Annotated in this window: 11 protein-coding genes and 2 pseudogenes; 2 read left to right on the top strand and 11 right to left on the bottom strand. The window is 39.1% G+C overall.

Annotation, left to right across the window (positions count from 1 at the left end):
* Positions 1-7: 7 nt before the first annotated feature.
* The 6 genes from trmFO to J2T13_RS15810 form a co-directional block, all read right to left on the bottom strand.
* Entirely contained in the window at positions 8-1,339 is a 1,332-nt protein-coding gene (gene trmFO, locus J2T13_RS15835) for an FADH(2)-oxidizing methylenetetrahydrofolate--tRNA-(uracil(54)-C(5))-methyltransferase TrmFO (protein ID WP_429372934.1), read from the bottom strand.
* 21 nt (positions 1,340-1,360) lie between these two features.
* Positions 1,361-3,469, bottom strand: a complete 2,109-nt coding sequence (gene topA / locus J2T13_RS15830) for a type I DNA topoisomerase (RefSeq protein WP_429372932.1) — start codon at positions 3,467-3,469, stop codon at positions 1,361-1,363.
* Positions 3,470-3,519: 50 nt separating this feature from the next.
* Entirely contained in the window at positions 3,520-4,647 is a 1,128-nt protein-coding gene (dprA, locus tag J2T13_RS15825) for a DNA-processing protein DprA (RefSeq protein ID WP_429372930.1), read from the bottom strand.
* 169 nt (positions 4,648-4,816) lie between these two features.
* Positions 4,817-5,743, bottom strand: coding sequence for a succinate--CoA ligase subunit alpha (sucD, locus tag J2T13_RS15820; protein ID WP_429372928.1), 927 nt, complete (start codon positions 5,741-5,743; stop codon positions 4,817-4,819).
* 34 nt (positions 5,744-5,777) lie between these two features.
* Positions 5,778-6,938 (bottom strand): ADP-forming succinate--CoA ligase subunit beta, encoded by a 1,161-nt coding sequence (gene sucC / locus J2T13_RS15815; protein WP_429372926.1) that lies wholly within the window; start codon positions 6,936-6,938, stop codon positions 5,778-5,780.
* Positions 6,939-7,194: 256 nt separating this feature from the next.
* Positions 7,195-7,665, bottom strand: coding sequence for a MarR family winged helix-turn-helix transcriptional regulator (locus J2T13_RS15810; protein ID WP_429373095.1), 471 nt, complete (start codon positions 7,663-7,665; stop codon positions 7,195-7,197).
* 279 nt (positions 7,666-7,944) lie between these two features.
* On the opposite strand from J2T13_RS15810, the gene J2T13_RS15805 reads away from it, so the two are divergent.
* Positions 7,945-9,555 carry a YifB family Mg chelatase-like AAA ATPase gene (locus J2T13_RS15805; protein WP_429372924.1) on the top strand — a complete coding sequence of 537 codons (1,611 nt, stop codon included), beginning with the start codon at positions 7,945-7,947 and terminating at the stop codon, positions 9,553-9,555.
* Positions 9,556-9,654: 99 nt separating this feature from the next.
* On the opposite strand, the gene J2T13_RS15800 is transcribed toward J2T13_RS15805, so the two are convergent.
* Positions 9,655-9,837 carry a hypothetical protein gene (locus J2T13_RS15800; RefSeq protein WP_429372922.1) on the bottom strand — a complete coding sequence of 61 codons (183 nt, stop codon included), beginning with the start codon at positions 9,835-9,837 and terminating at the stop codon, positions 9,655-9,657.
* A gap of 151 nt (positions 9,838-9,988) precedes the next feature.
* Entirely contained in the window at positions 9,989-10,885 is an 897-nt protein-coding gene (locus J2T13_RS15795; protein WP_429372920.1) for a hypothetical protein, read from the bottom strand.
* A gap of 110 nt (positions 10,886-10,995) precedes the next feature.
* Here J2T13_RS15795 and J2T13_RS15790 point away from each other — a divergent pair.
* Positions 10,996-11,136: pseudogene (locus J2T13_RS15790) on the top strand (magnesium chelatase domain-containing protein); the annotation flags it as partial.
* Positions 11,137-11,505: 369 nt separating this feature from the next.
* Here J2T13_RS15790 and J2T13_RS15785 read toward each other — a convergent pair.
* The 3 genes and pseudogenes from J2T13_RS15785 to J2T13_RS15775 all read right to left on the bottom strand — a co-directional run.
* Positions 11,506-12,129, bottom strand: coding sequence for a transporter substrate-binding domain-containing protein (locus tag J2T13_RS15785; RefSeq protein WP_429372918.1), 624 nt, complete (start codon positions 12,127-12,129; stop codon positions 11,506-11,508).
* Between the two features lie 509 nt (positions 12,130-12,638).
* The gene (locus tag J2T13_RS15780; RefSeq protein ID WP_429372916.1) at positions 12,639-13,748 is read right to left on the bottom strand and encodes a hypothetical protein; all 1,110 of its coding nucleotides are present in this window, start codon (positions 13,746-13,748) and stop codon (positions 12,639-12,641) included.
* A gap of 140 nt (positions 13,749-13,888) precedes the next feature.
* A pseudogene (locus J2T13_RS15775) lies at positions 13,889-14,907 on the bottom strand (IS256 family transposase); the annotation flags it as partial.
* Positions 14,908-14,991: the final 84 nt, after the last annotated feature.

The following is a 14,991-nucleotide window of genomic DNA, read 5'->3' as shown; positions in this document are numbered from 1 at the left end:
TTGTTCTTTAATCGAGCTTGGCTAAGCCAGCCTCTCCAATAAAGGTCGTGATACTCTCTATGGCTCTTGCCGCAAGAGCTTCATTCTTGTCCTTTTTACTACGCATTCTTTTCTCAAGATTAGGAAGGAGTCCAAAGTTAGCATTCATCGGTTGGAAATTTTTAAAATCCGCTGTTGTAATGTATTTAGCCATACTTCCAATTGTACTCAACTCTGGAAAAACTAAACATTCCTCATCTAGAGCTAATCTCGCAGCATTGATCCCAGCAATAAGACCCGATGCTGCAGATTCCACATAGCCTTCTACCCCAGTCATCTGCCCTGCAAAAAAGAGATTTTCATTATTTTCAAGCTGGTAGGTAGGCTCAAGAAGCCTTGGCGAGTTAATAAATGTGTTGCGATGCATCACTCCGTAACGAACGAATTCAGCATTTTCAAGTCCGGGAATTAATCCGAAAACACGCTTTTGCTCACCCCATTTAAGATGCGTCTGGAACCCAACAAGATTATACAATGTTCCCGCTGCGTTATCTTGGCGTAATTGAACGACTGCAAATGGAAGTGTGCCCGTATGTGGATTAACTAATCCAACTGGCTTCATAGGTCCAAAGAGAGCTGTCTGTTTACCACGCTTCATCATGACTTCTATCGGCATACAACCTTCGAAATAGATCTCTTTCTCAAAATCCTTGAGTTGTGCGACCTCTGCGGTGATGAGCGCTTCATAGAAGATATCAAACTCCTCTTCATTCATCGGACAATTCAAATATGCAGCCTCCCCTTTGTCATAGCGAGAAGCCAAATATACTTTACTCATATCAATGGAGTCTTTCTCAACAATTGGTGCTGCCGCATCATAGAAATAGAAATATTCTTCACCCATCTTCTCACGAATATCAGCGGATAAAGAAGGAGAAGTGAGTGGACCTGTTGCAATAACAACAATCTCATCATTAGGAATATGTGTAATTTCTTCATTAAAGACTTCAATCAATGGATGATTATGTAGAGTACTTGTTATTTCTCCAGAGAAACCATCGCGATCTACCGCTAAGGCTCCTCCAGCTGGAACAGCATGTCTGTCAGCTGCTCCCAGAACAAGAGAATCTAACATCCGCATTTCTTCCTTTAAAACACCCACTGCATTTGTTAGACCATTAGCACGCAAAGAGTTACTGCATACTAATTCAGCAAACTGGTCTGTATGATGAGCAGGCGTCTTCACGACAGGTCTCATTTCATATAATTTCACAGGCACTCCCCGACTTGCTATTTGCCAAGCTGCCTCGCTGCCAGCAAGTCCTGCACCAATAACTGTAACTTTTTTTATTTCATTCAACTTAATTACCTCCTGCAATGACTATTCTGCATTATCATCGTTGTCGTCGTCTTCTTCAACCATTTCTACATGATCACAAGATGTACATTGTAATTTAATTCCCTGTTTATTACGTTTCTCAACCATTAAAGAGTCACATTTAGGACATGGCTTAAGCGATGGGCGATCCCATGATACAAATTCACATTCAGGGTAACGATCACAACCAAAGAAAATTCTACCTTTCTTACTCCGTCTCTCAACCACATGTCCTTCTTTACATGATGGGCAAGTGACACCAATATCTTTGATGATGGGTTTCGTGTTACGGCAATCCGGAAACCCTGAGCAAGCTAAGAATTTACCAAATCTACCTAATTTATATACCAAATGCTTCCCGCATTTTTCACAAATCTCATCCGAGACTTCATCCTCAATCTCGATTTCCTTCATTTCCTCTTCGGCAACTTCCAAGCGCTTCTTAAAAGTTTCGTAGAATTCAGCAAGTACTTTAACCCAGTCCTCTGATCCTTCACCCACGTGGTCCAGATCTTCTTCCATATGTGCTGTAAACTCAACATTTAGAATTTCTGGAAAGAACAACTCCATCTGTTCGATGATCAATTCGCCTAATTCGGTTGGCATAAATTTCTTTTCTTCCATCGCAATATAACCACGCTTTTGAATCGTCTCCAGCGTTGGCGCATACGTACTTGGACGACCTATGCCAAGTTCTTCTAAGGTCTTTACAAGTCGCGCTTCGGTATATCGTGGTGGTGGCTGCGTAAAATGCTGCTTCGGTTCAACTTCTTGTTTACTCAAAGAATCACCTGATTGAAGCGCAGGAAGAAATTTATCATCATCTGTTGTTCCGCCGTCATCGTTCCCCTCGACATACACCTTCATGAAACCAGGAAAACGAACCTTTGAACCAACAGCACGGAACGTTACAGATGCAGCGGTAATATCTACCGAAAGCGTATCCAGCACCGCCGACGACATTTGACTAGCAACTAGACGTTCCCAGATTAGTTTATAAAGGCGAAATTGATCTCGACTCATAAATGCTTTTACCGTTTCAGGTTCTCTAAGCATAGATGTTGGTCTTATAGCTTCATGCGCCTCTTGAGCATTTGCTGCCTTCTTAGTATATTGACGAGGCGTCTCTGGAGCAAAAGCTTCCCCGTATTTCGTCTCAATAAATGCTTTAATCTCTTCTTGTGCGGATACAGCGACTCTTGTCGAGTCCGTACGCATATAGGTTATAAGACCGACCGTACCTTCTTTTCCTAGCTCAACACCTTCATACAACTGCTGCGCAACTGACATCGTCTTTGCCGCACGGAAATTGAGCTTACGAGCTGCCTCTTGCTGAAGTGAACTTGTTGTAAAGGGCGCTGATGGATGTCTTTGACGCTCTTTCTCTTTCACTTCACTTACGGTGTATGAGGCTCCTTCGATCGCTTTCAGAACTTCCTGTACATCCTCTTCACGAGACAGTGCCTTCTTCTCTCCATTCATCCGGTGGAATTTAGCTTCGAATTCAGAATCTCCCTTGGATAAACGAGCCGTGATACTCCAATATTCCTCAGGCACGAAATCATCGATTTCATTTTCCCGATCCATGATAATTTTTACCGCTACCGATTGTACACGCCCAGCTGAAAGTCCTTTTTTAACTTTCTTCCATAAAAGAGGGCTAATTTTGTATCCTACGAGACGATCCAAAATTCTGCGGGCTTGTTGAGCTTTAACTAGATCCATATTGATTTTACGTGGTGTTTTGAAAGCATCCTTGACAGCCTGCTTCGTAATTTCATTAAAGACCACTCTACAGCTTTGGGTCTGATCTAGCTCAAGTGCTGTCGCCAAATGCCAAGCAATAGCTTCTCCCTCGCGGTCCGGGTCAGCTGCTAGATAGACATTCTTAACTTTTTTACTAGCACTTTTTAATTCCTTCAATATTGAGCCTTTACCCCGAATAGTAATATACTTAGGATCGAAATCATTCTCAACGTCGACACCAATTTGACTTTTTGGTAAATCTCGTATATGTCCCATTGAAGCTTTTACAATATATTTACTTCCTAGATATTTTCCTATCGTCTTCGCCTTTGAAGGCGACTCTACGATGACGAGTGAATCTGCCATAGATTTAGCCCCTCTCCTGCAATCGAACCATTAGAATCCGTCAAACCCCATTATATGACCTTATATATAGCACCAGCTAATTGGGTAATTTTCTTTTTTATGATTAAAGATAACAGAACTGAATGCAAATGTCCAAAATCCCATTGACTTTCCAGCAACAATTGATCCAGTGTAAATGGTCCCTGCTCGAGTATATGGTATAGTTGAATCTCCTCTGTTGTCAAATTCTCTTTTGGCGAATTGAGTTTCTCTTCTATTAAATGATGCTTTAAATCTTCTTGATTCGTACCCGCTAGTAGTAAATGTGACTCGTATTCCTCCAACACATCCTGGGTACACGTAACCAACTTCGCCCCCTGTTTAATAAGTTCAAGTGTCCCCCGACTTTTAGGAGATGTAATCGGTCCTGGAACTGCAAATACATCACGTCCAGCTTCCATAGCTAGATCAGCAGTAATTAACGAGCCACTTCTTGCATCTGCTTCTACTACTAATGTTCCCAAACTTAGTCCTGCAATAATGCGATTACGCTGTGGAAAAAGTCCAGGATGTGATGGCGTTCCTATTGGATATTCTGTTATGATCAGTCCTTTAGCGGCAATACGTTCATATAACGTTCGATTCTCAGCTGGATATATCACATCCATCCCCGTTCCCATCACCGCGATCGTATTTCCACCGCATATTAATGAAGCTTCATGACACACACTATCAATTCCTCTAGCCAATCCACTAATAACCGATACTCCTGCTTTACACAACCCTTCCGCCAGAACAGCCCCAACCTTCCGACCATAAGCAGTTGGTATCCGAGTACCTACCATTGAAATAGAAATCGAATGAAGCAACTGAATATTCCCAAGACAATACAATATCCATGGGGGTTGATGTATCTCTTTTAAACGAGGAGGATATTCCTTGTCCAGTATCGTAATTACTTTAACTTTTCTACGTTGCAGTTCACGACTCCTCTGCTCAATACGATCCAATGACAATTGTTTTATCACTGTTCCTACCTTATCCCTCGGCAATCCTGCTTGTTCCCAATCTTGTTCACTATAGTTTAACATCTCGCCTGATAATGTTCTCTTGTTCATTAATTTTTCAATACTTTTGGATCCTATTCCATCTAGTTCGTATAGCGCAACAAGCATCTCTCGTTCACTCAAATAGTTCATAATACCCTCCTTAATATCGAGGATTTCACCCTCGTAAAATTGCAGTTTTCGACAAAAAACATAAAAAAGCAACCTTAATTTCCCCATAAAGAGAGAAAAAAGGTTGCTTACCTTGTTATTCGTTATTCTCAAATCTCAACCTACTAGAACCGTAGATCGCGCTGGATTATTATACCGTACACTTATCCAGGATCCCTTGTTCTTCTAGCACGCTAACTAATGTAGAACCCATTTCTGATGGCGTAGGAGCGACTTTGATACCACACTCTTCGAGTTTGGCAATTTTCTCTTTCGCTGTTCCTTTTCCTCCAGAAATAATGGCTCCAGCATGTCCCATTCTCTTACCCGGAGGAGCCGTTACACCGCCGATAAATCCTACAACAGGCTTCGTCATGTTGTCGCGAATCCATTCAGCAGCCTCTTCTTCAGCGGTTCCACCAATCTCACCGATCATGATAACGGCATAGGTGTGCGGATCATCGTTAAAGAGCGTAAGAATATCGATGAATTCAGATCCCTTTACAGGATCTCCACCAATACCAATAGCAGAAGATTGGCCAATTCCACGAGTCGTCAATTGATGAACCGCTTCATAAGTCAATGTACCACTTCGAGAAACGACGCCGACATGTCCAGCCATATGAATATAACCTGGCATAATGCCAATCTTACATTCCCCTGGCGTAATAACACCCGGACAGTTCGGTCCGATCAATACTGTTTTCTTACCTTCAAGGTACCGTGATACTTTGATCATATCAAGTACAGGTATCCCCTCCGTAATACAAATTACGAGATCCAATTCCGCATCTATCGCTTCCATAATGGAATCTGCAGCAAAAGCTGGCGGAACATAAATCACACTTGCTGTTGCACCGGTAACAGCCTTAGCCTCTATCACTGTGTTAAATACAGGCAAACTAACGTTTTGCCCATTCTCTAACGTAATTTCAACTAGTGTGCCACCCTTACCTGGTGTTACTCCGCCCACCATTTGAGTTCCGTAATCCAGAGCTCCTTTGGTATGATATAAACCTGTAGCTCCCGTAATCCCTTGGGTGATAACTTTTGTATTTTTATCGACTAAAATGCTCACGATTACTTCACATCCCCTATCGATTTAAAAGTAACTATTTTACGAGCGAGACAATTTTCTGTGCACCATCAGCCATAGAATCCGCAGCAACGATATTAAGTCCCGACTCCGCCAAAATTTTCTTACCCAATTCCACATTCGTACCTTCGAGACGGACAACCAATGGACGTGTTAAACCGATTTGTTTGGCAGCTTCAACCACACCATTAGCGATAACATCACAACGCATTATTCCACCAAAGATATTGATAAATATCCCTTTAACTTTCTCATCGGAGAGAATAATTTTAAAAGCTTCAGTTACTTTCTCCGTAGTAGCGCCGCCCCCTACATCTAGGAAGTTAGCCGGATCCCCACCATAATATTTAATAATGTCCATCGTTGCCATAGCCAGTCCTGCACCATTGACCATACATCCAATATTACCATCTAAGGCAATATAGCTAAGATCGTATTTAGAGGCTTCGATTTCTTTCAAATCCTCTTCTTCCAAATCTCTAAGCTCTAGGATGTCCTTATGACGGAATAAGGCATTAGAATCGAAGTTAAGCTTGGCATCTAATGCCATCACTTGGCCGTCACCTGTAATCACTAGAGGATTAATTTCTGCGATAGAACAATCTTTATCAACAAAAGCTCGATATAATGCCACCATAAACTGAGCAGCTTTGTTTACGAGTTCGTTGGGAATATGGATCGCATACGCCAGCTTACGAGCTTGGAACAATTGTAATCCAACCGCTGGGTCTACAATCTCTTTAAAGATTTTCTCAGGTGTCTCAGCTGCTACTTCCTCAATCTCTGTACCACCTTCTTCAGAGGCCATCATTACGACACGTCCAGTTGCACGGTCTACAACGACTCCAACGTAGTACTCTTTGCGGATATCACAGCCTTCTTCAATTAAAAGGCGTTTGACCTCTTTTCCAGCAGGTCCTGTCTGGTGTGTCACCAATACTTTACCAAGAATTTCTTCTGCATAAGTACGGACTTCATCCAGGCTTTTTGCCACTTTAACGCCACCAGCTTTTCCTCGTCCACCCGCATGAATTTGCGCTTTCACTACTGTCACCGGACTTCCCAGCGACTTCGCAGCTTCTACGGCTTCTTCTACCGTATAAGCAACCTTTCCGTTAGGAACGACAACTCCATACTGTTTTAATACTTGCTTTCCTTGATATTCATGGATATTCATTTACGAGATCCTCCTATCAACATGACTGCAACAAGACGAGACAATGACATCGAAATTTTTAATTATTAATTGGAAAATACTATAAACCCAACCTATTGTACCATGATTGTAAAACGCTTACCTTAATTATTCTACTTTAATACACACTCTTTTGATATCGTTTTCATTCCTAATTGCGAATGATTGGAAAAATATAGGAATAGAGCGATAGGCATTAACTTACCCTACCTTCGCTCTCTAATTATTATATAACTAGTTATTTATGACTCAAACGCACATTAGATTCATGAACTCGATCTAACAAATCATTAAATTGTGAGAGTAGACTTTGGAATTCATCTCCTGAAAGACAAGTCTGTTGAGATATAGCTGCAGGTACTTGTAATGCTTGCTCCTGCAATTTCCAGCCCGTATCTGTCAAAGTTATGTTCACTTTACGTTCATCCTCTGTAGATCGAATACGATGAACAAGACCCGCAACCTGCATTCTCTTCAGCAGGGGTGTTAAGGTTCCCGAATCCAGATAAAGAGCTTCACCCAACTCTTTAACTGTACGTGCCTTATGTTCCCATAGCACAAGCAAAACTAGGTACTGAGAATAGGTTACCCCTAATTGATCTAACGTCGGTTGGTACAGTTTCGTAATTTCCCTAGAACATGCATAGACCTTGAAGCAAAGCTGGTTATCCAGTAATAATTGTGGATAGGCTTCATGGGTATTATTCATTGTTTCATCATCTTTCATAACTTATATCACCTACCTCTTCACCTTTGATTTTAACATACTCATGCAGATGTTTCATGTTAATCGTTACAAATATATCTCTAACACATTATCTTTACATATTTTTAATTGCGTCCAATGTATATAACATCTTCCTTGACAACATCAACCAATGGTTCTACAATTTGTCTAATATTATCATTGCCGAAGAAATGGAAGCACCTTTTTTCTAATCTGACATGAGACTTTACTATGTCCTAAATAGAAGAGAGGTTTTTTGTTATGTACGGTAAAATGTATAGTGCGTGTCTATATGGAATTGACGGAGTGATCATCGAGGTTGAGGTAGATTTGTCCAACGGTCTTCCGCAGACTTCTATTATTGGGTTACCAGACTCAGCTATCCGAGAAGCTGTCGAACGTGTACGAGCAGCCATTAAAAATTGTGGATTTCGTTTCCCCATGCAAAGAGTTACGATCAATCTAGCTCCTGCAGATTTGCGAAAGGAAGGATCAGCCTTTGATCTTGCCATCGCTCTTGGGATTCTAGTTACAAGTAATCAACTTGTTCTTCCAACAGAGACTAAGCTATTAATCATTGGTGAGCTAGCTCTAGATGGGACTCTGAGACCTGTAACCGGTGTCCTCTCTATGGTGGATCGAGCGAAGCGAGAAGGGTTTCATGGCGTGCTCCTTCCTCGCGAGAATGCAGCAGAAGCGGCACTCATCGCAGGTATACCTATATATAGCCTCAATCATTTACAAGAGTTATTATATCCAAGCACCCCACGGCCTAAAGCTTCAAGAAAAGAGAGTGACGACCCTATTGTTCTGTCCTCGTTAAGTTATCTACAAGTTACTCCTAGTGTCTCTTATTCTGTCGCCAGCACTAATCGTGGGCTCAACAAATATGAAGACTATTCTGACGTCTTAGGCCAACAGCATGTTAAACGCGCACTAACGATTGCTGCTGCTGGGATGCATAATATCCTGTTAATAGGTCCTCCAGGAACAGGTAAGACGATGCTTATCAAGCGTTTACCGACGATACTCCCCTCATTAACGGAACAGGAAGCTTTGGATACGACCAAAATATTTAGCGCCGCTGGCAAGTTAAAGGAAACGGATACCGGACTGCTCAATCGACGTCCTTTCCGCTCTCCACACCACACCATTTCATCTGCTGGATTAATTGGTGGTGGCACCATCCCCAAGCCAGGAGAAGTTAGTCTCGCTCACCGCGGCATTCTTTTTCTAGATGAATTACCTGAATTCTCACGTCATGTACTTGAAGTATTACGACAACCTTTAGAAGAACGATCTGTAACGATTAGCCGAGCCAAGGCTGTGATCACATTTCCTGCTCATTTCATGCTGGCTGCGTCAATGAATCCTTGTCCGTGCGGCTATCTTGGAAGCGATCATCCGGAACATCGATGTACTTGTAGTGAAGCACGCATTACGCAGTATCGTTCCAAAATATCCGGTCCCCTCCTCGATCGAATAGATCTCCAAGTCGATGTGCCAAGGCCCAAGGAATGGAGCCGCGAGAAATTCGGTCTTTCTTCACAAGAAATGAAAGATCAGGTCGTGGCAGCACATGCTATTCAGCTCTCTAGGTACAAAGGGTTCCCTTTCTCATGGAATAGCGAGTTATCGGGTAGTCAATTACGTGAGCAGGCCTCACTTCGAACAGATACAGCTGACATGCTTCAGCAGACACTTGAAGCCTTAGGACTCAGTATGCGCGCATATGATCGAATCATTAAACTATCACGCACCATTGCAGATCTTGAAGGCAAGGCTAATATCGAAGCCTATCATGTTGCAGAAGCCATACAGTATCGTAATTTAGACAGACAACAGCTTAATATGGATGAAAGGTCAATGTAAATAGCCCTTCTTATCCTTTATATAGGCAGGGAATTAACCTCTTCCTTTGAGTCGCCAAGGTTTGGAGATTGATAGTTTATTGGATAGCGTAAACTTGGCTCATCTAGCAAAGAACGAACCTTTGCGTTGGTGAACTTCATTTTTGCTAAGTAGTACCTTCATCTTACCTGTTAACTCAATTCGTTTAATACAAGTCAGCATAAAAAAAGCTACCTCAGAAGAAGTAGCCCCTACATATTTTTTTACTTTTGAAGTATATTCAATAGAATAAACAACGTCCACACTAATATAGAGAAAAATAAAGATATAAAGAAACGACTCATTTTTTGCTTGTTGTTAAGGAGTAGATACATCATTAAAAATGATAATATAGGACTAAAAATTAGTGAAATATAAATAGCTATATCAACCAATGAGAACTCTCCTTTTTATTTTATTGATAATAGGGTGTATTAGTCCATGACCAAGTTTTAGTAAAGGCGTTAGATTGTTCATACGATGTAGCATAAGAAATATTTATAGCCGGCGGAGCTGAAATGGTGATCTCTCCAGCAATACCAATCTGTTTATGAAAATACTTCGCTGCCATTGAAGACTGTTCAGTACTACCGCTACCATCTTGAGGCTTACCAATTTTAACTGAAGACCAACCCTTATGTCGATATACATCATATGATTGACCATTCTTAGTAAAAGCATCTATCAAGTTTATTTTCCATGAGATGCCTGCTCCAGGAAATGTATCATGATATCCTGATATTTGCCCTCCAGCAGTATTTCCAATTGCACTGTCAACCCCTCTTCTTCCATATGCAACATAACTATATTTGGCTGTATTATGATATATATCATAATCATCAGTCCATGATAAAGCGAACTTATCTTCCATCACGAAAATCGGACTATAATTCCAATCCCAGTTATAATTAATCACAAAATGAGCAATATTGGCCTTGTCAGAGCGTACTCGACTGATAGTAATAACATGATCAAAGTTTGTTAAACTTCGTGTTCCGATTTCATTCTTTTTCTGATTGATCTCAGCAATTTTTTTATTAACACTTTGCCTTTGTTCGAGAGTCATATTAGAAGTATCTTCAGTTATTAATTCTGATTGATTTTCATAATCAATAAATACTGCACCCTGATTATAAAGATCTTCTTTCTGTTCTAATTCAAATAATTCGATTATTTCTTCAGGATAATTGCTTTGTCTCAAATATTCATTAATATGTTCTTCCGTAGCTATTGTATCTTCTGCATAGACTTCATGCAAACCAATCAATGAAAAAAAGAAAATACCTGATAGTAATAATTTAAATAACTTCATGTTTTTTCCTCCTATTGTAATTTTTGTATTACTTCTACTATTTAACCCATCTATTACATGTTTAATCTTTTGGAGTGTGATTTTCTGGAATTAATTATTGAGCTATGTATCCCATAATATCTATTATTGGCTTACCAGACTCAGCCATCCGAGAAGCTGTCGAACGTGTACGAGCTGCTATTAAAAATTGTGGATTTCATTTCCCCATGCAAAGAGTTACGATCAATCTAGCTCCTGCAGATTTGCGCCAAAATATTCAGCGCCGCTGGTAAGTTAAAGGAAACGGATACCGGAGTGCTCAATCGACGTGTGTCCTTTCGTCGAGGATAGGCACTCTCTTTATGTTGTAAGACCAAATATGAGTTGAACTGTTTCTACTTGTATCTCAATAGAACGGCTGCTAATGCCTGATGCTGGGCTATAGATTTCTATATGAAAAATAATATAGATTCTTATATGAAGATTGGTAAGACATCATCCGTGAACCCTAGTTGTTGGATTTCAAGTTTATAGGGTTCAAGATAAGTTGTTGTCATTTTATATTTTCATCCTTTCGGGTATGTATAGGGTAAAGAAGGCAAAGAAAAAAGCCTACCCGTTGGATAGACTAGATTCAAAACTTAATTATTCATTATTGACATAGAATCATCATCAGCAAAGTGTGTCTGATATACTTCAGTATACTTACCATTTTCTTTTAGTCTTTTGATTCCTTCATTAAAAATATCAAGAATTTCGTTATTCTCCTTCTTGACTAAAAAGGAAAAATGTTCTTTGTAATCAAAAGAACTAAAATTAATAATGGCATACAGATAAGAGTAACTATAATCAAATTTTTCTTCCACTTTATTATTCCGTGGATAACCAAATGCTACATCTGAATCATTTCTTGAAACAGATGTATAAACATCTTCATCTGTTGGAAATGTCTCAAAGGAATACTTAATATCCATCTCTTCAAGTAAAGCAATTGTAAGATCATATTGAAATTGATTAATCTTATCTATTGTGTCTTGAATTTCCTTTTTATCACTCTTTTCAGTAGATTTAAAGTATGAAATTTTTATTTCTCTGTCTATCGTTTCAGTTGGTGTTACAACCTCTAGTTCTGATGTATTCTTATTTGATTCTTCCGTTATTACGGGTTCTGAACTAATGTTGTTCGACTTACCGTTACCACATGAAGAAAGAATAACTGCAATAAAAACTAATAATAAACATGAAAAACCATAATACCTTTTCATTCAGATTCCCCCATACCTCTACTTTTCACCATTCTATCATTATCGACAAAATAATTCTTAAGTATTAGATTAGATAAAACTAGTCCGTGCTAAACAATATTAAGAAGCTGAATGTCCAACTTCTAAGATTATAGCATTCCAGCAATATATTATTAAATTCAACTTTAAGACAACGTTACAAGCACATTGATAATCAATATTGTATGACGACTATTAAATTCATTTGTTGACTTAGAAGTGTATTTAGTAGACATTCCAAACTTACCTAATGACATAGACTGCAATCAAGCAGTAGTCTTACAAGCATACAAATAGTACGATGATGCGGTTGATTTGAGTGAATCACACATTAGAGAGTTGATTGATATGGCAATTGAGATAACGTATTGTGTGACAATGATTTTCTGAGTAATTAATATTGAAGAAACGTGTAGAATTTATAAAATAGTTCATTATTTAGAAAAAAGTGCAACAGATTAGTTGATCAGTTACACCTTGAATATTATAAATTAATCATTCCATGAATCGAGTACGCCATTATAGAAATAAAGATAAGTATTGCCGTACACCCATTGTTCAATTCGTAAATTAGATTTATTATGTGAATTTATTCTATCTGCTCCACCCCATGACATCAGTACTTGTTCAGCATTCATGCCTGTTACTATTTGTTGTTCTTGAATTGCTTTCCAAATCTTATCGCTCCATGAAGGATGAGTTTTTCTTGGGTCGGAATAGTAAAATTGATCATACATGACTTCTTGTGGATAGCTAGAAAATGGAAGACTGAAAGTGAACTTATTTCCATTTGAGCGTTTTGCAGTTACGTTAATTTTCTTATTGTCTACTTTTAAAGAAATAATATAAATTTTTTCTATATTATACAAAGGGATATTTGAAGAGATTACATTCTTTTTTACCCAAGCATATCTATTCCCATAAGCACCATTCAATAGTTCAATTCTTTGATAGAGTGTAAATTCGGTTGGTGATTCCAAAAATATTGTTGCTTCAATCGTTTTACCAGATTGTAAGACAATTTCCACATCAGTAAAACTTGAATCTGTGTTGCTCATTTCAGATACCCAACCTATTTTATTTCCTTCGTAGACATAGACTTTTCTTCCCATAAAATATCTAATCTCTTTTGGGACGCTCGCTATATTATTAATTAGTTTTTTTGATCTTGTTTCGCCATCTTCATTGCTCCATATAAACAATGAATAAACATCACTAACATATTTCCCCTTTAGATTAGATATTTTTAAAAATAATTCGAAAGATATATATGTACGATTATTAAAAACATAAGAGTTTGATTTATTAATCTTATAGGTGCCATTCAAAGTACTTATTGTGACACCATTTTTTGTAACTATACTGATACCGGGAAGTTGAGTTAACAACTTAATGGGAACATATGTCGAACCGTTAATTGCTAGATATGACTTACTATCTAAGATCTTTAGTTTCCCATCTAAAAAGATAGAGATTTCTTCAATGCCTTCTTCAGAATCTAATAATGGGTTTGAAGCAGCGTAACTTGTTGCTGGAAGAAAACCTCCTACAAGACTAAATACAATGAATAAACTTAATATGAATTTTGATGCAAATTTCATTTCTTTATCCCCCAATTTAATTAATGTTACCAAATTAATTATATTACCATAATGCTATATGTAAAAACGGGTAGGTTAAAAATCCGGGAGCGTCAAGAATTTTATGTAAATAAAAATATGCCTCTCTTGTAGAAGTTCGTTTAGATTTTGTTAGAGAACATTGCTAGAAGTTCCGATCGAGCTTTATCGAAGCCAATGTGACAACGGGTAGCAAAGCGTTGGTTATAGCCTTCAAACTGCGAAACCAAGAATTTTTCTAATGCTTCTTCATGGGGGAATTGCTCTTTACGATTCGTGTATTTCTTAATCTGTTTGTTAAAAGATTCGATTAAATTTGTCGAATAAATACTTCTCCAGATCGATTTAGGAAAACTTTAGAACGTAAAGATATAGGAATTTTCTCGAAAAGATTTAACGACTTCAGGATAAGCGGTTTTCCATTTAACACAGAAGGCTTCCAGCGCTACTTACCAGCTTCTTCATCCTCGGATCGATAAACGGATTTGAAATCTTTACAGATCTCTGCTTGATCCGTCACGCGCACTTTATGGGTAATATTACGCGCTAAATGAACACAGCATGTTTGGTACTTGGCCTGTAGGTAGATCTCCTGAATCGCATTCACAATACCTGTGAGTCCATCGGAGATAAACAGAAGGATTTGTTCCGTGCCACGCTGTTTCACGTCCTGGAGTAGTTCTTTCCAGATGTAAGCTGATTCGGTCGGTGCGACGGCGTACGTGAGAACTTCCTTGGAGCCATCCTCACGAATTTCCAAAGCAATGTAGAGCGCTTCTTTAGATACCGTTTCACGTTTAACGGCGATATAGGTCGCATCAATATAGACACATACGTAGCGCTCCTCAAAGGGTCGTTTCATAAAAGCATCGACATGCTCGACCATCACTTTTGTCATTTTAGATACCGTTTGTGGCGTGTAGTGGTGACCGCACATTTTCTCGATGAGGTCGGCAATTTCCATCATCGTGACACCCTTCTGAAACATGTGGATGACAAAGGATTCTAGTGTATCATTGGAACGCTTATAAGGCGCAACAGTCTGCTGTTTAAACTCTCCATTGCGATCTCGGAGCATGTTAAGTTGCAAATCGCCATACTCCGTGTGAAGTGTACGCGTGTAACCACCGTTACGGTAGTTGTCAAGACAGTTGTCGCGATTCCATAGAATTTATGTAGTCATTTGAATTGTTCTTCATCAGCATCTATGACTCCATCTTTTTCG

This window comes from Paenibacillus sp. DS2015, assembly GCF_050433705.1.
In the GTDB taxonomy this organism is placed as follows: domain Bacteria; phylum Bacillota; class Bacilli; order Paenibacillales; family Paenibacillaceae; genus Paenibacillus_AQ.
The sequence above is the reverse complement of the archived record's forward strand: the minus strand, read 5'-3'. Positions and strand labels throughout refer to the sequence as shown.